The sequence below is a fragment of the Spirillospora sp. NBC_01491 genome, assembly GCF_036227065.1.
GTDB lineage: Bacteria > Actinomycetota > Actinomycetes > Streptosporangiales > Streptosporangiaceae > Spirillospora > Spirillospora xylanilytica.
Genome location: NZ_CP109432.1, coordinates 2668251 through 2688247, shown reverse-complemented (window position 1 = coordinate 2688247; position 19997 = coordinate 2668251). Strand labels below are relative to the sequence as shown.

Sequence of the window (19997 nt, the reverse complement as noted above, 5' to 3'; positions counted from 1 at the left end):
GGGTTCCTCCGGTCTCGGGGGCCGGGGGGCGCCGTGCCGCGTCACATCTTGCGGAGGACCGCCACGACCCGGCCGAGCACCGACGCCTCGTCGCCCGGGATGGGCTCGTAAGCGGAGTTCTGGGGCATCAGCCAGATGTGCCCGTCCTTGCGCTTGAACGTCTTCACCGTGGCCTCGCCGTCGATCATGGCGGCGACGATGTCGCCCTGCTCGGCGACCGGCTGCTGTCGGACGACCACCCAGTCGCCGTCGGCGATGGCGGCCTCGATCATCGAGTCGCCGCTGACCTTCAGCAGGAAGTGGGTGCCCTCGCCGACCAGCTGCTTGGGCAGGGTGAACACGTCCTCGACGGCCTCCTCGGCCAGGATCGGGCCACCGGCGGCGATCCGGCCGACCAGCGGCACGTACGCGGGCGCGGGCCGGGTCGAGGCCTCCTGGCCGTTGGCGACCTCGTAGGAGTCGGGCTCGGTGCGCACCGGGGTGGCGCCCGGCACCCGTACCTCGACCGCGCGCGGCCGGTTGGGGTCGCGCCGCAGGAAGCCCTTGCGCTGCAACGCCCGGAGCTGGTGCGACACGCTGGAGGTGCTGGTCAGTCCGACCGCCTCGCCGATCTCCCGCATGGACGGAGGGTAACCGCGGCGCTGGACCGAGTCGCGGATCACCTCGAGCACCATGCGCTGCCGCTGGGTCAGGCCGCCTTCGTCACCGGGGCCGTCGGGCGTTTCCCGGACCTTGCTCATCGCTGGTCGCCTCCTGGGCGCTTCGATCCGTCACTCCTTGTCATGGAACGTTATCGCGTCCGGGCTGGATGATCAAACAATTGTTCGAAGAAGGTGCTCGCGTTTCGGGGCTGGGCTGCGGTAGAACATCGTACAGACGTTCGATCGAAAGTTAGTTCGAAGATCAACGATCGGCGGCTGACCGTGAGGAGGCCGGGATGGCGGGTTCGCTCCACCGGGGGGACGCGGTGCGGGGTGGTCCGGGGTCGGGGGACCTGAAGGCGGGCGGTGCGGGACGGGCGGGGGCCGACAGGCGGCTGAGACTCGTCCGCTCCGGTGAGGCGACGGCGCGACGGGGGACGCCGTCGAGAAGGGCGGGGCCGCGCGCGGCGGGGTCGCGTGGGGCCGAGCGGCAGGGGGCGGGGCCACGGAGGGTGGCGCCGGGGCGGCAGCCGATCCGGCTCACGCGGCGGGGGCGCGTGGTGCTGGTGACGTTCGCGGCGGCCGTTCTGCTCGTGGCGCTGTGGCTGACCGTCGGCCGGGGGGCCAGGGCCGGTTCCGGGGACGCGTCCGCGGCGGAGGGCGGCGTCGTCGCGGCGAGCGAGGGCGTCCGCACCGTCGTGGTCGAGCCCGGCGACACTCTGTGGGAGATCGCGGTCGGCGTCGACTCCGGTGCCGATCCGCGCGTGATCGTGCAACGCGTCATGGACCTGAACGGCCTGTCCGACGCCTTCGTCCAGCCCGGCCAGGAGCTCCGCCTGCCGGAGCGCTGAGCGCCCGCCGGGGCGGCCCTGCGGGCACCCTCGCGATGACCTTCGCTGACCTGCGGAGAACGACGAAGTCGCAGCTCAGAGTGACCGTGCGGGCGCGACACGCCCGGGGTGGGGCCCGTAAGGCTCGATGTGACCAGGGTCTACGCGGGAGGCTCCCGTTCCAGGTTGCGAAGCCCCCTCCGGCCCCTTACGGTTGACCACAACATCTAGTAGTCACACGGATGTCATTAACCACAAGTTGTGTTCTTGTGGCGCTGTCCTGACCGTGTGACCGGGTAAAGGGTCAGGGGAGGAGGGAACGCGTGCACTGCCCGTTCTGCCGCAACCCTGACACCAAAGTGATCGACAGCCGTTCCACCGACGACGGCGGGGCCATCAGGCGCCGCCGCTCGTGCCCGGAGTGCGGCAAGCGGTTCACGACGCAGGAGAACGTGCTCCTGATGGTGGCCAAGCGCAGCGGGGTTACCGAGCCGTTCTCCAGAGAAAAGATCATCGCCGGGGTGCGCAGGGCCTGTCAGGGCCGCCCGGTCGACGAGGATGCGCTGGCCAAGCTCGGTCAGCGGGTCGAGGAGGCGCTCCGGGCGGCCGGAGCGGCGGAGGTCCCCTCGCATGAGGTCGGCCTCGCGATCCTCGGGCCGCTCGGCGAGCTCGACGAGGTCGCCTATCTGCGATTCGCCTCGGTCTACCGGAGCTTCGAGTCGCTCGACGACTTCGCCAAGGAGATCGAGTCCCTGCGGACGGCCGGTTCCTCGGGGGAGCCTGGCCCGTCCCGGTAGGGGCGGATCCGACACAACGGCACATCAGCACGACGACAGCACTTGAGAAGCGCCCGCGACCGGGATGACCCGGGCGGCGGGCGGAGTTGTTCCTGGACAGGGCCCGGCGGGAGGGCCCGGAGGGGGAAGACCATGACGGAAACGGTGAGCGGCTCGGCGGCCCGGCGCGGCAAGGGGGGTCGCAAGGGGTTGAAGGTCGAGCGCATCTTCACCACGCCCGGCGTGCATCCGTACGACGAGATCCGCTGGGAACGCCGTGACGTCGTCATGACCAACTGGCGCGACGGCTCGGTCAACTTCGAGCAGCGCGGGGTGGAGTTCCCCGACTTCTGGTCGCTGAACGCGGCCAACATCGTGACCTCCAAGTACTTCCGGGGCGCGGTCGGCACCCCGGTGCGGGAGTGGAGCCTCAAGCAGCTCGTCGACCGGGTCGTGAAGATGTACGTCGACACCGCCCTGGAGCACGGGTACTTCGCGTCCGAGGCCGACGCCGAGATCTTCGACCACGAGCTGAAGCACGCGCTGGTCCACCAGATGTTCAGCTTCAACTCGCCGGTGTGGTTCAACGTCGGGACCCGGTCCCCCCAGCAGGTGTCGGCGTGCTTCATCCTGTCGGTCGACGACACGATGGAGTCGATCCTGGACTGGTACAAGGAGGAGGGGGTCATCTTCAAGGGCGGCTCGGGCGCCGGCCTGAACCTGTCCCGGATCCGGTCCTCCAAGGAGCTGCTGTCGTCCGGCGGCACCGCGAGCGGCCCGGTGTCGTTCATGCGCGGCGCCGACGCGTCCGCCGGGACGATCAAGTCCGGCGGCGCCACCCGGCGCGCGGCCAAGATGGTCGTGCTCGACGTGGACCACCCGGACGTGGCCGAGTTCATCGAGACCAAGGCGCGCGAGGAGGAGAAGATCCGCGCGCTGCGGGACGCCGGGTTCGACATGGACCTCGGCGGCCGGGACATCGCCAGCGTCCAGTACCAGAACGCCAACAACTCGGTCCGGGTGTCCGACGAGTTCATGCACGCGGTGGAGGCCGACGGCGACTTCGCGCTGCGCGCCCGCCTCGACGGCACGCCCGTCGAGACCGTCAAGGCCAAGGAGCTGTTCCGGCTCATGGCCAAGGCGGCGTGGGGGTGCGCCGACCCGGGCATCCAGTACGACGACACGATCAACGACTGGCACACCAACCCCGAGTCGGGCCGGATCACCGCCAGCAACCCGTGCTCGGAGTACATGTCGCTCGACAACTCCTCCTGCAACCTGGCCAGCATCAACCTGCTGAAGTTCCTCGGCCCGGACGGCACCTTCGACGTCACCAGGTTCGTCCAGCTCACCGAGCTGATCATCACGGCGATGGACGCCTCGATCTCGTTCGCCGACTTCCCGACCGAGAAGATCGCCGAGACCACCCGCGACTACCGGCAGCTCGGCATCGGCTACGCCAACCTCGGCGCGCTGCTGATGGCCACCGGGCACGCCTACGACTCCGAGGGCGGCCGGGCGCTCGCCGCCGCGATCACCTCGCTGATGACCGGTGTCGCCTACCGGCGGTCCGCCGAGCTGTCCGGCGTGGTCGGCCCGTACGCGGGGTACGCGCGCAACGCCGACGCGCACAAGCGGGTCATGCGCAAGCACGCCGCCGCCAACGACGAGGTCCGCACGTTCGCGGCGATGGACAAGGCCGTCCTCGCCGCCGCGTCCAAGGAGTGGCAGGACTGCCTGAAGGCCGGTGAGAAGCACGGCTACCGCAACGCCCAGGCGTCGCTGCTCGCGCCGACCGGCACCATCGGGCTGATGATGGACTGCGACACCACCGGCATCGAGCCCGACCTGGCGCTAGTGAAGTTCAAGAAGCTGGTCGGCGGCGGCTCCATGCAGATCGTCAACCTCACGGTGCCGCGGGCCCTGGAGATGCTCGGCTACCAGCAGGAGCAGATCGAGGCGATCGTCGAGTTCATCGCCGAGAACGGCCACGTCGTGGACGCGCCGGGGCTGCGCCCCGAGCACTACGAGGTGTTCGACTGCGCGATGGGCGAGCGGGCGATCAGCCCGATGGGGCACGTCCGGATGATGGCGGCGGTCCAGCCGTTCCTGTCCGGCGCGATCTCCAAGACCGTCAACATGCCCGAGCAGGCCGCCGTCGAGGACATCGAGAAGGTGTACTTCGAGGGCTGGAAGCTCGGCCTGAAGGCCCTGGCGATCTACCGCGACAACTGCAAGGTCGGCCAGCCGCTGTCGGCCGCGGGCAAGAAGGAGGCGGCCGAGCCGGAGGCCGTCCCGGCCGAGGTGGCGACCCGCCCGGTCCGCAAGCGCCTGCCCAAGCAGCGCCCGGCCACCGTCACCCGCTTCTCCGTCGCGGGCGCCGAGGGCTACATGACCGCCTCGTCCTACCCCGACGACGGCCTCGGCGAGGTGTTCCTCAAGCTCGGCAAGCAGGGCTCGACCCTGGCCGGCGTGATGGACGCGTTCTCCATGGCGATCTCCATCAGCCTCCAGTACGGGGTGCCGCTGGAGACCTGGGTGGAGAAGTTCACCAACCTGCGGTTCGAGCCGGCCGGGATGACCGACGACCCCGACATCCGCATGGCCACGTCGATGATGGACTACATCTTCCGCCGGCTGGCCCTGGACCACCTGCCCTACGAGGTGCGCGCCGAGCTCGGCATCTTCACCGCCGGAGAGCGCGCGCTCCAGGCCGAGGGGAAGGACCCGGCGGCGCTGCACGCCGAGGACGAGATCGAGCACGAGACGCTGGCCCAGTCGGCCGAGATCACCCGGCGCGCCGCCGAGCCGCGGGCGGCCCGGTCCGAGGCCCCGGCGGCCGAGCCGCGCTCCTCGACGGAGGTCATCGAGAGCCGCCAGGGCCGCACCGCCGACGCGCCGCTCTGCCTGACCTGCGGCACGAAGATGCGCCCTGCGGGAAGCTGCTACGTCTGCGAGGGCTGCGGCTCCACCAGCGGTTGCAGCTGAAGCAGCGCGGAGTCGCATCCGACGCGGCATTGTTCTTGACCGGATGCGACTGAGATGAAAAGTCGGAGGGGGAGTCGATTTCTATCGACTCCCCCTTCTGCTTAGGCGCGGCCGCCCGGGAATGGAGCCCGACCAGCTTCTGCCGAGGGGACACCTCGCCGCGTGTGCGACGCCATCAGTCGAAGGTGCCGCTGTCACTGTCGTAGACGTATCGGCCACTGAGCAGCTCGTCGCGATAGTTATGCAGGTAGTCATCGAAGTACCAGGCCTTCAGACCGCTTGGGCCCCCGTGGATCTCCCACGAGAAGAGCTGGCCTCGAGCGCCGCGCGCCGCCGGTGCGAGATCGATGCACCACAGGTTGCCGCCGCCGTCCGCGGCGAAGGGGATCCATCCCGGATGCCACCACGTGTACCGGAGGTACGGGTCGTCCGGATCCAGTTCGACCGGGGCCCAGCCGTCGAATGTTCCGTCTTCACGAAGACTTTCAAGGGACCGCCATGTGCCCAGCATGTCTTTGACCGACAGCCCCGCGTATTCGAAAATGTCCAGCCCGCCGGAATCGCCGAACAGCCGCAGGTACGCCCGGAACTCGTCCGGGAGACGCTCTCCGACCGCGGCTTCGAGGTCGGCCACGGCCGCCGGGTCGGCGGCGCCACGGGCGGCGGCCAACCGCGCGTACGCGGGACGCGCGTGCTCGGCGAGCCAGCCGGCGATGTCTGACACGGTCTCGGTCAACGACGCCGCGCACGCGTCGAGCTCCGCTACGTCCTCGGGGTCGGGAGGGCCATGACGGGTGATCGACTCCTTGTGCGCGGGACGTGCGTGCTCAGCGAGCCAGACGGCGATGTCGGACGTCGATCGGGCGAGCCGGTCAGCCCGATGGCTGGTCGCTCCATGGTCGCGCAACAACTGGGCGGTGCCGTCGTGTCCCCGGCGTTCGGCAAGGCTGAGCGCGTTCACCTTGCCCTCGTCGACGGACGGGAGCACGCTCGCGCCGGCGGCCAGAAGCGCTCGCACGACCTCGATGTTCCCTCTATGGGCCGCGCACATCATGGGCGTCCAGCCGTCCGGGCGCGGCAGATCGGGATCGGCGCCCGCGCGGAGCAGCATCGACACGAGCGCGGCCGACTCCGCCAGCAGGCACGCGTGGGTCAGCACGGTTCCGGTCTCCACCTCACCGCGCTCGCTGCGGTTGACATCCGCGCCCCGTGTGATCAGGAACTCCACCAGCGGAAGGCGCCCGATCCTGACGGCGGCGCTGAGCGGAGTCGTCCCCAGGACGTCGTCCTCCGCGTCGACCGGAAGGCCGCAGTCCAGGAACGGCCGCACCAGCTCGATCTCGCCCGTGTCCGCCGCATGCAGGACGATCGGGCAGCGGTCCCCGTCGGTAGCGCCGGGGTCAACGCCACTCTCGAAGAGGCGAGTGAGCGCCGCGGAATCTCCCCTGGCGATCGCATCCAGCAGAGCTCGGCCATCCTGCATCTGTCGATACCTTCTCTCGCCCGCGGCGGATCCACGTCGCGGGCTCGTGGCCCCATCCGTCCGGGACATCGTAGGGATCGGCAGTGACAGTCCCCTCGGCATGCTCGCCGGTTTCCGCCGCCTACGCCAGGTGTGATCGGCGGCGTGGGGACGTCCGGTTCCTACAAGACCGCACGAGACGACGATCAGTAGCTTCACCTGGATGAACGACTTCTCAGGGCCCGTCTTCGCGCCGGGGGACGAGGTGTGCGAACCTGGCGGAGCCGACCGGAACCGGATCGCGCACGCGGCACTCCACGACGCCATGCGCCCCTGGTCCACCGGCGGTGCCTTCGCCAACTTCCTGGGCGTCGGCGACACCGGCCACGACCGCGTGCGCTCCGCGTACCCGCCCGCCGGATTCGCCCGGCTCACCGAGCTCAAGACGGTCTACGACCCGCGGAGCCTGTTCCGCGTCAAGCACAACATTCCACCTCGCTGAACGGAGCACACCCATGCCCGCCAAGATCGACCTGATCGGCCTCGTCGTCACCGACATGGCCCGCTCGCTCGCCTTCTACCGCCACCTGGGCCTCGCCCTTCCCCCGGAGGCCGACGACGCCCCGCACGCCGAGTTCGAACTGCCCGGCGGCCTGCGCCTGGCCTGGGACACCGAGGACACGATCCGCTCGTTCGACCCGGACTGGACCCGCCCGTCCGGCGGCCACCGCGTCGCGCTGGCCTTCCACTTCGACACGCCGGACGAGGCCGACGCCGCCTACGCCGACCTCGTCGCGCTCGGCTACGAAGGCCACAAGGCGCCGTGGAACGCCCCATGGGGTCAGCGGTACGCGATCGTCAACGACCCCGACGGCAATGCCGTCGACCTCTTCAGCCCGCTCTCCTGACCCGGCCCCGAGCTGCGCTGTGAGGACCATGCAGGCCATCGCCGTTCGACCGGCCCGACCGGCCTGATGCGGCACCCCCGCGCGCACGAGGCGCCGGGTGATCGGGCATGGTTGCCGGTGGGACACCTCCGACGCGTCGTCGAGCATCGTCGGCGGGAACGAAAGGCGAGGCGATGAGCGATCTCGATCCGCGTCCGACCCCGACGACCTGCGGCGGCCGTGACGACGTCGCGTCGGGACCCGTCCACGAACTGCTGGCGCCCCGCCGGGTGCCGCTCGGGGAGAGCACCGTCGTCAGGAGGCTCCTGCCGAGCCTGGGGCGCCGGATGGTGGGCGCCTGGTGCTTCGTCGACCACTACGGTCCCGACGACATCGCCGACGAACCGGGCATGCAGGTTCCGCCGCACCCGCACATCGGCCTGCAAACGGTGAGCTGGCTGCACGCCGGCGAGGTACTGCATCGAGACAGCCTCGGCAGCCTGCGCACGGTACGGCCCAAGGAACTGGGCCTGATGACCGCCGGTCGCGCCATCGCGCACTCGGAGGAGTCGCCCCGGGCCCACGGGCAGATCCTGCACGGCGCCCAGCTGTGGGTGGCCCTCCCCGGCTCCGACCGGCATTCCGACCCGTCCTTCGAACACCATGCCGACCTGCCCGTCGTGACCGCGCCGGGGGTCGACGCCACGGTCATCCTGGGCGAACTGGACGGCGCATCCTCGCCCGGGACCACCCACACCCCCATCGTCGGGGCGGACCTCGTCCTCGCCGACGGAGCCGACATCAGGCTGCCCGTGGAGCCGGACTTCGAGTACGCGGCGCTGACCATGTCGGGCGTCACCGAGGTGGACGGCGTCCGCCTGGAACCGGGATCGATGCTCTACCTGGGATGCGGACGCCGCGACCTGCGCCTGCGCGCCGACGGCGAGAGCGGCCTGCTCCTCCTCGGCGGCGAGCCGTTCGAGGAGAAGCTGATCATGTGGTGGAACTTCGTCGGCCGCACGAACGAGGAGATCGCCGAAGCCCGCCGGGACTGGATGTCAGGCGACCGCTTCGGCACCGTCCACGGCTACGCCGGCGCCCCGATCCCGGCACCAGCCCTGCCCGCCACCCCGCTCAAACCACGAGGCAGAACCCGCTGAACACCGTCCGTCCCCCTGTTCGAAGCCCTGCCCCGCCCGCCCTGCCGCGCCCGCCGCGTGCCCGGGGAGTCGGGCGATCGACTGGTCAGTGCGCGCCTAAACGCAGGACATCGCCCGCTTCGCGTCCCTGCCGCCCGCCCGCTCTCGATCGCTCGGGCGAAGTGGAATCGAGCAGGGCACGGCATGGTTGTGGTGTACGTGATGCATGGTGAGTACAAGGTGCCCGGCGGAAAGCTCGTGGTCGCGGACGTCGACGTCGTCGACGGGCTGCTGCGGTCTCCGCGGATCAGCGGCGACTTCTTCCTCGAGCCGGACGAGGCCCTCGAAGCGATCAACACGGCCCTCGACGGGCTCCCGGCCGGGCTGGAGGCCCGGGAGATCGCGGCCCGCGTGGACGCGGGGCTGCCGCCGGGCACGGTGATGCTCGGGCTGTCCGCGGAGGCCGTCGGGATCACCGTGCGGCGGGCGGTGGCCCGGGCTTCGGACTGGCATCAGCACGAGTGGCGGCTGATCCACGCGGGGCCGCAGGAACCCGCGCTGCACATGGCGCTCGACCAGGTGCTCGCCGAGGAGGTCGGCGCCGGCCGGCGCCCGCCCACACTGCGGATCTGGGAGTGGGCCTCGCCGTCGATCATCATCGGCAGCTTCCAGTCGCTGCGCAACGAGGTCGACGCGGAGGCGGCCCGCCGGCACGGGGTGACGGTGGTCCGCCGGATCAGCGGCGGCGGCGCGATGTTCGTGGAACCCGGGAACACGATCACCTACTCGCTCTACGCGCCCGAGTCGCTGGTCGCCGGGATGTCGTTCGCCGAGAGCTACGCCTTCCTGGACGACTGGGTGCTCGGGGCGCTCGGAGAACTGGGCGTCAAGGCCTGGTACCAGCCGCTGAACGACATCACCTCCGACCAGGGAAAGATCGGTGGCGCGGCCCAGAAACGCCTGGCCAGCGGCGCGGTCCTGCATCACGTGACGATGTCGTACGACATCGACGCCGACAAGATGCTCCAGGTGCTGCGGATCGGCCGGGAGAAGGTCTCCGACAAGGGCATCACCAGCGCGAAGAAGCGCGTGGACCCGCTCCGCCGGCAGACCGGGCTGCCCCGCCAAGAGATCATCGACCGGATGATCGGCCACTTCCGCGCCCGCCACGGCCTGGCGGCCGACCACCTCACCGACGACGAGACGCGCCTGGCCGAGAAGTACGTGACGGACAAGTTCGACACCGAAGCCTGGACCGCCCGGGTCCCCTGACCTCGGGCTCCGGCCGTGCATCCGCGACTTCGGCGCGGCCGGGCAGCGGGCCCTCTGCTGGACGATCATGCGCCCGTCTCCCCCTGGAACCTCAGGTACAGCGCTTCGGTCGCTCCGACGGCCAGCAGGCGGCGTGGGTCGTCGTAGACGTCGACCTCTCCGTCGGGGGACCGCCAGAACCGGCCGTCCGTGTCCGCGTCGGCCCACAGCATCAGGTGGCCTTCCGCCCCGCCGATTCGTTCGATGGGGGCGCTGACCAGTTCGTCCAAGAGTTCGGGGGCCAGCGCGGCCCGAGCGGCCCCCACGGCGGATACGGCCGTGTCGTGTGCTGCGGTGCGCAGGTGGGCGACCTCCTCGGAGAATCCGGCGATCTGTAGGAGGTGCATTCCGTCGTTCAACGTCCATGGCCCCGATCGGCTCGACGCCGTCGGACCACCGAGCGAGACGCACTCCTTCTCGACCCAGGCCGCCGTGTCGGACAGCTCGTCGAACTCCTCGTCCGAGACGGGCGTGTTCTGCCCGTCGGCATGCGAGTCGTAGTGGGTGAAGAGGTCATCGACGTACTCGTGGTTCCACGGGGTCTCACCCCACCAGGTGCGCACGGAGTCCAGGGCGTTCTCCCCGCGCGCGCCGGGGGAGAGCCCGTGGCGCGTCCAGCCGACTTTGAACGCCGCATGTCCTTCGCATCCCAGCAGTGCCTGGAGGACGGTTCCGGCACAGACGGCCCGCAGGCGGGCCTCGGCCATGTCGTGTTCATCGGGCGCGAGCGGATGCCCTCGGTCGCACCAGTGGCCGGCGAACGAGCAGGCCGGGTCGGCCGCGACACGGACCTGGTCCGCGCCGGGAGCGACGACGCTGACGCGGATCAGCTCGTCACCGAAGGACAGCACCGCGTGGACCTCGCCGTCGACGGCCTCGCCCGTGTCCGGATCCACGACCGTCACCAGCGCCGCTTCGGCCGGATCACTGTCGACGATCGCCTCGTTCAGCTCCTCGAGCATCAGCTTGACGCGCGGCGACATCCGCTCGACCGAGCTGAGCACGGCACTGTGGACGAGGCCGGCGACCTCCTCCACCGGGACGGATCGACTGGCGAGCGGCTCCCGGTTCAGCCGGCGCGCGGGGTCGATGAGCGGGAACAGACCGTGGGCGACGAGCACGGGCACGTTCAGCCCGTCCGCTGCGTCTCCGTGACGCCTGTCGGTGTGAAGGGCCGGAGGGCGGGCGGTGTCGTCGGCCAGCCAGCGATCGAGCAGGTGAGCACGTGCGGGAACGGCCATGCGATTGTCCCATTCCCGCACGGGGTGCGAGCCCGCCTCTTGCGTGGCCGGTCCCTCATGCCCCAGAAACGCGCTGACCCCATACGACTCGGTTCTCACCGCGACCTCCCCAACGAGACGACGAATATCGATCACCAAGCCTCTCGTGGATCGTGTTCAGGCGAGGGGGTCCGGCCGCGCTCGAACGTGTGGCCGTTCTCGCGGAGGTGGTCAACGAGGCCCTCGGCGGCAGGTTCGGCGACGCCCGGTCCGACCTGCGCGACCGCATCCGGCTGCTGGTCGAGCGCGCTCAGGGCTCCGGCGCCATGCGGATGGACGTGGCCCGGGAGGACGTGGCGTTCCTGCTCACCGGCGTGTCCACCGGCAACCACACGATCGGGCTGCACGCCGGTGACCGGCAGTGGGAACGCAACCTCCAGATCATGCTGGACGGGCTGCGCACACCGGTGCCGGCCCCGCTGCCCGGTGAGCCGCCGCTCCTCGGCGCCCCGGGAGCCGCGCCTTCGGAACCGGCCGCCCAGACCTGACGCCGTGCCCGAGCCACCAGGTCGCGAGCCGCGCGCGGATGACCGTCGTGACCACGGCGTCCAGCCGTCCCGAGTCCCGTCTGGGACGGCACGACCAGTGGTGATGCGGTTGCTCTCCGTAATGCGATCGGGTTCGGCGGAACTCGGGCCGGGTTCCGTCCGTCTGGCTCAGAGGGCGGCCTTTCCGCTGTGAACGTGGATGCCCGCTGGCAGGTCGCAGGGCCGGGCGACTGCCCGTAGGTTGGTGATGTCGGATGACGAAGAGGAGCGTTCATGTCTTTGCAGAAGGGTGCCAACACCCCGGTGCCGGTTCCTTCGGTACGGGTCGAGCTGGGCTGGCAGGCCGGTCCGGGGGTGCCCGATGCCGATGCCTCCGCGCTGCTGCTCGCAGAGACGGGCCGGGTGCGGTCGGACGACGACTTCGTCTTCTACAACCAGCCGGCCCACACCTCTGGGGCGGTCCGCCATGAGGGCAAGCAGCAGGGGCCGACCGTGCTCGACGTGCTGGCCGTCGACCTGGCCAGGGTGGAGGGCCAGATCGACCGGATCGTGATCGCGGCCTCCTCGGACGGCGGGACGTTCGGCCAGTTCCAGGGCCTGTACGTGCGCGTGGTGGACGCCGCGGCCGGCACGGAGGTGGCCCGGTTCGACAGCGTCGGCGCCACGTCGGAGACCGCGTTCGTGCTCGGCGAGCTGTACCGGCGCCAGGGCGCGTGGAAGTTCCGTGCGGTCGGCCAGGGGTATGACTCGGGACTCGGCGGTCTCGCCTCCGACTTCGGTATCTCGGTCGACGACTCTCCGCAGGAGAGCTCCGCGCCGCCGCCCCCTCCGCAGCCGGCCGCTCCGGTCCAGCCTCCGGCGCCGCAGCAGCCCGCCGCCCCACAGCAGCAGTACGCGCCGCCGCCTCCGCCCCCTGGCGGTCAGTTCGCCCCGCCGCCTCCGCCGCCTACTCCGGGGCAGGGGCAGTTCGCGCCGGCCCCGCCGCCCGGTGGCCAGTACACGCCGCCTCCGCCTCCGCCGCCGCCCGGTGGCCAGTTCGCTCCGCCTCCGGCGCCCGGCCAGCCCTTCGCCCCCCAGCCGCAGAGCGGGGCCGGGGCGGCTCCGCCTCCGCCGCAGGGGCGGGGAGGCGCGATCTCCCTTACCAAGAGTTCACCGTCGGTGTCGCTCACCAAGCACGGCGCCACCTCGGGCCACATGCGGGTCAACCTCAACTGGACCGCCCGCGCGGGTGTCGCCAAGGGGCGGCTCGGCAAGCGCCGCCGCGGCGTCGACCTTGACCTGGACCTGTGCTGCCTGTGGGAGCTCAAGGACGGCCGCAAGGGCATCATCCACGCGCTCGGCGACTTCGGCGCGCTGGACCGGGCCCCGTTCGTCCTGCTCGACAAGGACGACCGCACCGGTGCTGCCGAGGCCGGCGAGAACCTCACGATCAACCTCGACCACACCGCCGAGTTCAAGCGGATCCTGGTCTTCGCCGAGATCTACGACGGCGCCGACGACTTCCGCGGCCTGGACGCGATCGCCACGCTGTTCCCGGTGGGCTCGCCGCCGATCGAGATGCGCATGGACGACTGCGCCGACGCCTCACGGGACGCGGTGCTCGCCCTCATCGAGAACGTGGGCGGCGAGCTGGTGGTGCGCCGCGAGGGCCGGTTCGTCATGCCGCCGCCCGGCCGTCCCCGCTGGGGCAAGATGTCGGTCGACCAGGCGTACAACTGGAACCTGGAGTGGGTCGCCTCGCGCGGCAAGGACTGACCGCCTGACGACGGCGACACGGCCCGGAGCACGCGGAGGCGTGTGCCCCGGGCCGTGCGTCGTCCAGGCGGGCGGCGGCGTGGCCTCGAAGGCGCTCGGGTTCGAAGGCGCTCACGCTTGATGGCCCGGCGAAACCGGTGGCGTGGGAATCTGTGGGATCGCCTCCCGAACCTTGGCTGATCCTGCTGCTTGTTCCGGGTGGGTGCACGCGGTAGTAACGGGTCCATGACTCTCCAACAGCGGCCGTACCCGGTTGTGCCCGCACCCCGATTCGACGTGCCCGGTTCAGAGGCGACCGCCCGCGCCGAGGCCTTCGCCGATGTGATGACGCTGCGCCGCACCGTCCGCGACTTCTCCTCCCGGCCGGTGCCGTTCGCGATCGTCGAGCATGCGATCAGGGCGGCCGCCACCGCGCCGAGCGGCGCCAACTTGCAGCCATGGCGGTTCGTGGTCATCACCGACCCTGAGCGCAAGCGGCTGCTGCGGGAGGCGGCCGAGGCCGAGGAACGGGATTTCTACGAGCGGCGCGTCTCAGCGGAATGGCTGGAAGCGCTGGCTCCGCTCGGCACCGACTGGCGCAAGCCGTTCCTGGAGGAGGCCCCGGCCGTCATCGTGGTGTTCGAGGTGCACAAGGGACCCAGTACGCCGCGACCTTACTATGTCAAGGAATCGGTCGGTATCGCCGTGGGCTTCCTGCTTGCCGCATTGCATCAGGCCGGACTGGCCACGCTGACCCATACGCCGAGCCCTATGCGCTTCCTGAACGAGGTGTGCGAGCGGCCTCGAGAAGAGCGCGCGTACGTGGTGATTCCGGTGGGCTACCCGGCTGACGACGCGATGGTCCCCGACATCACGCGTAAGCCGGTGGACGAGGTCACCATCCGCCTTTGACCTAGAGGTGCGGTCCTCCCCTGGCTGCGGCGACTCCGCGGCCAGGGGAAGGGGCCCTGGGACGTGGGTCAGCTCTTGACCGTGTCGACGAGTTGCTTGCTATGGGCCGCGCGGACCAGGTCGGCGGTGAAGCGTGCCAGATCCTTGCTGGGCACTTCGGACGCGAGCCGCTTCCGGCTGGTGGGCAAGCCCAACCGCTCGGCGCCCTTGACCGACAAGGGGTCCAGGTAGGGGCGCAGCCAGGGCCACATCGCCTGCGCCTCCCGGCAGAAGATGTCAACCCCTGTAGGGCCGATACCGGGAAACTCCTTGAGCAGCTTCGCGGTACGCCCCACGTCGTGTTCCGCTTCGGCCGCCAGGCGGCGGAGGTCGCCCCCGTACCTCTGCTGTACGAGTTCCGCCATGCTGCCCAGACGAGTCGCCGTGCCCTCGTCATATCTCCGGTAGTGGGCGCGTGTCAGCGCGTCCACTCGCTGCTGCCAGGTCAGGTTCGTCATCCCACGTGGAGTGCCACCACCTGCCTTGAACAGTTCACGGGCGGCGTTCATGGCGATGCCCGTCGAGATCCGGGTGCTGAGCAGGTTCGCCATTACCAGCAGTTTGAACAGTGCCGCCGGCTGGTCCTTCAGCGGTATCCCGGCCTCTGCGGCGAAGGTCCCGTCCGCTTCGTTCAACAACGTCTTCACAACGGTGTTCATGGCCTGTACCTCCCATCGTCCGCGCCTTACCCGGGAAGGACGGAAACAGGCCAGAAACAGCATCAAATCATGTCAAATCTGGTTGGAAGTACGCCCTGGGCGCCGGTCGGAAGAATCCCTGGAACGGGTCAGATGAGGCTGAGCTGGCCTTCACCGGCGAGCGGGTCGCGGTGCTTCTTCAGATGCCGCCAGCGGGGCAGGTCGTCCAGGTACGACCACGACATCCTGTGGTGCGGCGTCGGTCCGTGCTCGTCCAGAGCCTTCTGATGGACGGGCGAGGGGTATCCGGCGCTGTCGGCGAAGCCGTAGGCCGGGAACCGCGGGGCCAGATCCGCCATGAGCCGGTCGCGGTGCACCTTGGCCAGCACGGACGCCGCGGCGACCGTGACGGAACGCTGGTCGGCCTTGATCTCGCACCGCACCCGCCAGGGACGGCGCAGGAAGTCGTGCCCGCCGTCCAGGATCACGACGTCGGGCGGTTCGGGAAGCGCCTCCAGGGCGCGCACGGCCGCGCGGCGCAGTGCCGCGGTCATGCCGAGTTCGTCGATCTCTTCTGGGGACGCCGCGCCGATGGCGTGCGAGTCGAGCCAGGCCGGCAGCACTTCGGCGAACGCGCCGCGCGCCGTCTCAGTGAGCAGCTTGGAATCGGTCAGGGCGATGGTCCGCTTCCCTCGCCCGGGGAGCTGCGGCGGCGGGGTCAGATCCGTGACCGCCGCGCAGACGACGACCGGCCCAGCCCAGGCGCCGCGGCCCACTTCGTCGACTCCGGCGATGCGGATCCGCCGGCCCTCCGTGAGGATTCCCGCGCGCAGCTCGTCCTCGATCGCGTAACCGGCCGCGCGCGCCGAGCCGGACGGGCCCGGCGGAACAGGGGGCGCCGACGAACGCGCCGATGACGCTGAAGGCGCTGACGTTGGGGCGGCGTCCAGGCCCGGGAGGGCGCCGGTCGGGTCGGTCAAGGAAGCTCCCGTACGAAGGCGGCGATCGTGTGGCCGAGATGTCCCCGCCGATCGTAGGGTGCCGCAGACCAGGCGCGTCCGGAACCAGGCGCGCCCGGATCCGGCACGGTCGGAGGCCGCGGTCGTCAGAGCCAGCCGTTGTGGCGGGCGGTGCCCACGGCCTCGATCCGGTTGCGGGCGCCGGTCTTGCCGATCGCCGCAGACAGGTAGTTGCGGACCGTGCTCTCCGACAGGTGCAGGCGCAGCGCGATGTCGGCGACCGTCGCCCCGTCCGCCGCTGCGGTGAGGACGTCACGCTCACGGACCGTCAGGGGGTTGGCGCCGACCGAGAGCGCGGCGGCGGCGAGCGCGGGATCCACCACCTGGGCGCCGGTGAGCACCCGCCGGATGGCGTCGACCAGATCCTCGATCGGACCGTCCTTCACCAGGAAGCCGCTCGCCCCCGCCTCCATCGCGCGCCGCAGGTAGCCCGGTCTGCCGAAGGTGGTGACGATCAGGACCTTGCAGGCGGGCAGGTCGCGGCGCAGGTCGGCGGCGACGTCCAGCCCGCTGCGGCCGGGCATCTCGATGTCGAGCACGGCGACGTCCGGTCGCGTCCGCAGGGCGGCCGTCACGGCCTCCGCGCCGTCGCCGACCTCCGCCACCACCTCAATGTCGTCCTCGAGCCCGAGAAGCAGCGTCAGCGCCCCGCGCATCATGCCCTGGTCCTCGGCGAGCAGAACTCTGATCACGTGTTTCCTCCCCGCCCCATTCTCATGGCCGGCGCGGGTGCGCTCCGCACGCGAGTCGCCAGGGACCCGGCTCGCTTTACGCCGCTGCGCCGATCGGGACGGTGACCTTGAGGATGTATCCGCCCCCGGCGGCCGGCCCGGCCTCGACGGTCCCGTCCACCGCGTCCATGCGTTCGGTGAGCCCGCGCAGCCCATGTCCACCCGGCCAGGTCGACGGGACTCCCCGGCCAGGTGGCGGAGTGCCCTGTGCGGCGCCGCTGTCGTGGATCTCCAGTTGGGCGCGACCGTCGTCGTGCCGGACGGTTATCTCGCAGTGGCGGGCGTGACTGTGCCGGATCACGTTCGTCACGCCTTCCCGTATGGCCCAGCCGAGCAGCGCGTCCGGCTCGGGTGGGAGCGGGGGGCCCGCGCGCCGCACGGCGACCTCGATTCCCGAGTCGCTCAGTGCCGTGCGTGCGGCGTCCAGTTCGGCGGTCAGCCCGCGGCCCCGGTAGCCGCTGACGGCCTGCCGGACTTCGGTGAGCGCCTCCCGGCCGACGGTTTCGATGTCGGCCGCCTGTGCGGCGGCCAGTCGTGGGTCGCGTTCGGCGATCCGACGTACGGCCTGGGCCTTGACCACCATGAGCGACAGCGTGTGCCCGAGGAGGTCGTGCAGGTCGCGGGAGAACCGGAGTCGTTCTTGTGCCACGGCGGCGTCGGCGAGTTCCTCGCGTGCGTCGCGGAGCATCCCGACGACCAGGAACAGCCGCACGATGATGGCACTGACGAGGCCGGCCGTGATGGTGCCGTACGTGTTTCCCAGTATGGCGTTCATGGTCTGACCGTCGGCCCAGGCGACCAGCAGGCAGAGCGTCGTCACGCCGCCGATCCCCAGCAGCATGGTGAATTCCGGGCCTTCGCCGCTACGGGAAAGGTGGCCGACGAGCACTCCGGTCGCCAGCCCCAGCAGGGGGAACGTCAGAAACCAGCGGTCCTCGAACGTGAGTGCTCCCGCCGAGGTGACCGCCGACTGGGCGAGCAGCAGCAGGACTGGCACGCGTAGCGGGAACCGAGCGTTGAACGTTGTCAGGATCGCTGACAGGTACAGGCCCGCCAGTGCGGTGAGCATGAGCGCCGCCAGCCAGGCCGGACGCTCCTTGCCCTGCACCACTCCCACAAGGGGCCAGATCAGGATGACCATCCAGAAGCAGAACGCCTGCGGACCCGGCCCGCTCCGGTCGACCTTCTCCAGATCCAGGCGGGGACGCCGCCGTGCCGACCCGGCCTGAGAACCGTTCACGTCCCTGTCACCTTGTTCACGGGGAAACGGTACGCGTGTCGCCGGTGCCCCTGGCCAGGTGCCGTCCGGCATGGCAGGACCGTCATACCGCCGTACGGGTCGAGCGTCGGAAGCCGTATGCCGCGAACGCGACGAAGGCCGCCGCCCATGCCGCCAGCACCACGGTTCCGAGGAGCGTCGGGCCGTGCCCGTCGCCGGCCCGCCAGGACAACTCGCCATAGCGGTTGATCGGGGTCGCCTGCGCGATGTGCGCCAGCCACCCGGGGAACTCCGAAATTGGGAACCACAGCCCGCCCAGCAGCGAGAGTCCCATGTAGCAGACCAACCCAGCCATCTGGGCCTGCTGGGCCGTCAGCAGGTACCCGAGGCCGATCCCGAGTGCTGCCATGGGCGCGATGCCCAGCCACAGCAGCCCGATCACGGCGGCCCACTGGCCGATCCCGAGCGACACCCCGTTCACCACGGCGCCGGACAGGCAGACGGAGAGGATCGGGGGAAGGGTGACGGCCATCGCGCAGAGGGCCCTGCCGGCGACGACCTGCACCGGCCCCAGCGGCAGCAGCCTGAGCTGACGGATCCAGCCGAGCGGTTTGTCCTCCGCGATGGAGACGCCGTTGCCCATCACAGCCCCGACGGCGCCGAAACCGGCCATCCCCACCATCGAGTACAGGGCCGCCTTGCCGTCGCCTTGCCCGCCCAGGTCGAGGTTGGTGAACACCAGGTACATCAACAACGGTGAGATCAGGCTCATCACCAGGTAGCCGGGATCGCGCAGGAGCCGCACCATCTCCAGGCGCATGTAGGCGAGTGTCATCGGTTCTCTCCATTGCCGGTAAGGGTGAGAAACGCCTCTTCCAGACCGGCGCCCGTCACCTCCAAATTGCGGATGCGGCCGGACTCGGCCAGAGCCAGAACGGTCAAGTCGGAGTCGGTCGTGTGCAGCCGGACGCGCGTTCCGCGGATTTCAGAGCTGACCACCCCTGGCAGCATGTCCAGCGCGACGCCCGCCGTGGACGCGCTCTCATAGGAGACTCGGGAATCCGTTTCATGGACGGTGGGCAGGTCGAAGCTGACGGTCCGTCCCGGCACACGCTGTTTGATCTGCTCGCTCGTCCCGTCGGCGATGACGCGGCCCCGGTCGACTACGACGATCCGGTCGGCGTGGTCGTCGGCCTCTTCCAGGTAGTGGGTCGAGAACAGCACGGTGCTGCCGCTTTCGGCGTACGCGCGGATGCTCGTCCACAGCTCCCGGCGAGACTCGATGTCCATGCCGGTCGTCGGTTCGTCCAGGACGATGAGTTCTGGGGCGCCGGCGACGGCCATGGCGAAACGGACGCGTTGGGCTTGGCCGCCTGAGAGGCGGTCTGCGCGGCGTCCTTCCAGGTCGGTGATCCGGGCGGTCTCCAGAAGCTCCGCCAGTGAGGGCAAGGCGACATCGGGTACGGCGGCGGCGTACGAGCGTCTTACGAATCCGACGAGTTCCTTTACGGTGACCCCTGGGATGAGGCGTCCGCTCTGTGGCATCGCGCCGACGAGCCCGTCCCGTACGGCGCGTTCGGGCTTTCTCCCGAGGACCTCCACCGCGCCCTCGTCCGGCGGGATGAGGCCGAGCAGGATGCTGATCGCCGTGGACTTGCCGGCGCCGTTGGGGCCGAGCAGCGCCACCGTCCGTCCGGGAGAGAGTCGCAGGTCGAGGCCGTCCACGGCCCGCACCGTCCCGAAGTTCTTGACGACGCCGGTGAACGTCACGGCGGACGTCATGGCGCCGCCGGGCCGGGCGCCGTCGCCGGGCGGCACCGTCCCTGCGGGGGGACGCGAATCGATCTTTGTCATGCCGATCACGCTAGGAGCCGGGCCTGTTCCGGGGGCAGGGCCGGGCATC

19 protein-coding genes are annotated in these 19997 nt (G+C 70.4%); 10 read left to right on the top strand and 9 right to left on the bottom strand.

Annotated elements, in window-relative coordinates; all coding sequences use genetic code 11:
* Positions 1-41: 41 nt before the first annotated feature.
* Positions 42-740: a transcriptional repressor LexA gene (lexA, locus tag OHA34_RS12645; RefSeq protein ID WP_285941329.1), complete on the bottom strand. Its 699-nt coding sequence runs from the start codon at positions 738-740 to the stop codon at positions 42-44.
* 458 nt (positions 741-1198) lie between these two features.
* On the opposite strand from lexA, the gene OHA34_RS12640 reads away from it, so the two are divergent.
* The 3 genes from OHA34_RS12640 (at position 1199) to OHA34_RS12630 (ending at position 5235) form a co-directional block, all read left to right on the top strand.
* Positions 1199-1492, top strand: coding sequence for a LysM peptidoglycan-binding domain-containing protein (locus OHA34_RS12640; RefSeq protein WP_329521697.1), 294 nt, complete (start codon positions 1199-1201; stop codon positions 1490-1492).
* Between the two features lie 302 nt (positions 1493-1794).
* Complete coding sequence (gene nrdR, locus OHA34_RS12635; protein ID WP_285941326.1) at positions 1795-2268, top strand: transcriptional regulator NrdR; 474 nt, start codon at positions 1795-1797, stop codon at positions 2266-2268.
* 132 nt (positions 2269-2400) lie between these two features.
* Positions 2401-5235, top strand: coding sequence for a vitamin B12-dependent ribonucleotide reductase (locus OHA34_RS12630; protein ID WP_329521696.1), 2835 nt, complete (start codon positions 2401-2403; stop codon positions 5233-5235).
* A gap of 175 nt (positions 5236-5410) precedes the next feature.
* Here the strand turns inward: OHA34_RS12630 and OHA34_RS12625 are convergent, their stop codons facing one another.
* Positions 5411-6718 carry an ankyrin repeat domain-containing protein gene (locus tag OHA34_RS12625; protein ID WP_329521695.1) on the bottom strand — a complete coding sequence of 436 codons (1308 nt, stop codon included), beginning with the start codon at positions 6716-6718 and terminating at the stop codon, positions 5411-5413.
* A gap of 202 nt (positions 6719-6920) precedes the next feature.
* Here OHA34_RS12625 and OHA34_RS12620 point away from each other — a divergent pair, with 202 nt between their 5' ends.
* From OHA34_RS12620 to OHA34_RS12605, 4 genes are all read left to right on the top strand, one after another.
* A complete protein-coding gene (locus tag OHA34_RS12620; protein WP_285941323.1) occupies positions 6921-7199 on the top strand; it encodes a BBE domain-containing protein in 279 nt (92 codons plus the stop codon).
* 13 nt (positions 7200-7212) lie between these two features.
* A complete protein-coding gene (locus OHA34_RS12615; RefSeq protein ID WP_285941322.1) occupies positions 7213-7605 on the top strand; it encodes a VOC family protein in 393 nt (130 codons plus the stop codon).
* A gap of 173 nt (positions 7606-7778) precedes the next feature.
* On the top strand, positions 7779-8744 hold the full coding sequence (locus tag OHA34_RS12610; RefSeq protein ID WP_329521694.1) for a pirin family protein: 966 nt from the start codon (positions 7779-7781) through the stop codon (positions 8742-8744).
* A gap of 201 nt (positions 8745-8945) precedes the next feature.
* Positions 8946-9995: a lipoate--protein ligase family protein gene (locus OHA34_RS12605; protein ID WP_329521693.1), complete on the top strand. Its 1050-nt coding sequence runs from the start codon at positions 8946-8948 to the stop codon at positions 9993-9995.
* Positions 9996-10060: 65 nt separating this feature from the next.
* Here OHA34_RS12605 and OHA34_RS12600 read toward each other — a convergent pair whose 3' ends face one another.
* Positions 10061-11413 carry a hypothetical protein gene (locus OHA34_RS12600; RefSeq protein WP_329521692.1) on the bottom strand — a complete coding sequence of 451 codons (1353 nt, stop codon included), beginning with the start codon at positions 11411-11413 and terminating at the stop codon, positions 10061-10063.
* Between the two features lie 50 nt (positions 11414-11463).
* Here OHA34_RS12600 and OHA34_RS12595 point away from each other — a divergent pair, with 50 nt between their 5' ends.
* From OHA34_RS12595 to OHA34_RS12585, 3 genes are all read left to right on the top strand, one after another.
* Entirely contained in the window at positions 11464-11802 is a 339-nt protein-coding gene (locus tag OHA34_RS12595) for an SbtR family transcriptional regulator (RefSeq protein ID WP_329521691.1), read from the top strand.
* Positions 11803-12075: 273 nt separating this feature from the next.
* The gene (locus OHA34_RS12590; RefSeq protein ID WP_329521690.1) at positions 12076-13557 is read left to right on the top strand and encodes a TerD family protein; all 1482 of its coding nucleotides are present in this window, start codon (positions 12076-12078) and stop codon (positions 13555-13557) included.
* A 225-nt stretch (positions 13558-13782) separates the two neighbouring features.
* Positions 13783-14448: a nitroreductase family protein gene (locus OHA34_RS12585; RefSeq protein ID WP_285941316.1), complete on the top strand. Its 666-nt coding sequence runs from the start codon at positions 13783-13785 to the stop codon at positions 14446-14448.
* A gap of 68 nt (positions 14449-14516) precedes the next feature.
* Here the strand turns inward: OHA34_RS12585 and OHA34_RS12580 are convergent, their stop codons facing one another.
* From OHA34_RS12580 to OHA34_RS12555, 6 genes are all read right to left on the bottom strand, one after another.
* Positions 14517-15146: an endonuclease gene (locus OHA34_RS12580; RefSeq protein WP_285941315.1), complete on the bottom strand. Its 630-nt coding sequence runs from the start codon at positions 15144-15146 to the stop codon at positions 14517-14519.
* Positions 15147-15274: 128 nt separating this feature from the next.
* Positions 15275-15970, bottom strand: a complete 696-nt coding sequence (locus OHA34_RS12575; RefSeq protein ID WP_285941418.1) for a ribonuclease HII — start codon at positions 15968-15970, stop codon at positions 15275-15277.
* Positions 15971-16230: 260 nt separating this feature from the next.
* Complete coding sequence (locus tag OHA34_RS12570) at positions 16231-16836, bottom strand: response regulator transcription factor (RefSeq protein ID WP_329521689.1); 606 nt, start codon at positions 16834-16836, stop codon at positions 16231-16233.
* A gap of 76 nt (positions 16837-16912) precedes the next feature.
* Complete coding sequence (locus OHA34_RS12565) at positions 16913-18187, bottom strand: sensor histidine kinase (RefSeq protein WP_329521688.1); 1275 nt, start codon at positions 18185-18187, stop codon at positions 16913-16915.
* A gap of 10 nt (positions 18188-18197) precedes the next feature.
* Positions 18198-18929 carry an ABC transporter permease gene (locus OHA34_RS12560; RefSeq protein WP_329521687.1) on the bottom strand — a complete coding sequence of 244 codons (732 nt, stop codon included), beginning with the start codon at positions 18927-18929 and terminating at the stop codon, positions 18198-18200.
* The gene (locus OHA34_RS12555) at positions 18926-19864 is read right to left on the bottom strand and encodes an ABC transporter ATP-binding protein (protein WP_285941311.1); all 939 of its coding nucleotides are present in this window, start codon (positions 19862-19864) and stop codon (positions 18926-18928) included. The genes OHA34_RS12560 and OHA34_RS12555 overlap by 4 nt, the downstream gene beginning before the upstream one ends.
* Positions 19865-19997 lie beyond the last annotated feature (133 nt).

Bases quoted from the DNA above. Each gene is read 5' to 3' on its own strand.
- OHA34_RS12585 (WP_285941316.1), top strand. From the start codon at position 13,783: ATGACTCTCCAACAGCGGCCGTACCCGGTTGTGCCCGCACCCCGATTC.
- OHA34_RS12565 (WP_329521688.1), bottom strand. From the start codon at position 18,187: ATGCCGGACGGCACCTGGCCAGGGGCACCGGCGACACGCGTACCGTTT.
- OHA34_RS12610 (WP_329521694.1), top strand. From the start codon at position 7,779: ATGAGCGATCTCGATCCGCGTCCGACCCCGACGACCTGCGGCGGCCGT.
- OHA34_RS12615 (WP_285941322.1), top strand. From the start codon at position 7,213: ATGCCCGCCAAGATCGACCTGATCGGCCTCGTCGTCACCGACATGGCC.
- OHA34_RS12590 (WP_329521690.1), top strand. From the start codon at position 12,076: ATGTCTTTGCAGAAGGGTGCCAACACCCCGGTGCCGGTTCCTTCGGTA.
- OHA34_RS12625 (WP_329521695.1), bottom strand. From the start codon at position 6,718: ATGCAGGATGGCCGAGCTCTGCTGGATGCGATCGCCAGGGGAGATTCC.
- OHA34_RS12620 (WP_285941323.1), top strand. From the start codon at position 6,921: ATGAACGACTTCTCAGGGCCCGTCTTCGCGCCGGGGGACGAGGTGTGC.
- OHA34_RS12630 (WP_329521696.1), top strand. From the start codon at position 2,401: ATGACGGAAACGGTGAGCGGCTCGGCGGCCCGGCGCGGCAAGGGGGGT.
- OHA34_RS12605 (WP_329521693.1), top strand. From the start codon at position 8,946: ATGCATGGTGAGTACAAGGTGCCCGGCGGAAAGCTCGTGGTCGCGGAC.
- OHA34_RS12560 (WP_329521687.1), bottom strand. From the start codon at position 18,929: ATGACACTCGCCTACATGCGCCTGGAGATGGTGCGGCTCCTGCGCGAT.
- OHA34_RS12580 (WP_285941315.1), bottom strand. From the start codon at position 15,146: ATGAACACCGTTGTGAAGACGTTGTTGAACGAAGCGGACGGGACCTTC.
- lexA (WP_285941329.1), bottom strand. From the start codon at position 740: ATGAGCAAGGTCCGGGAAACGCCCGACGGCCCCGGTGACGAAGGCGGC.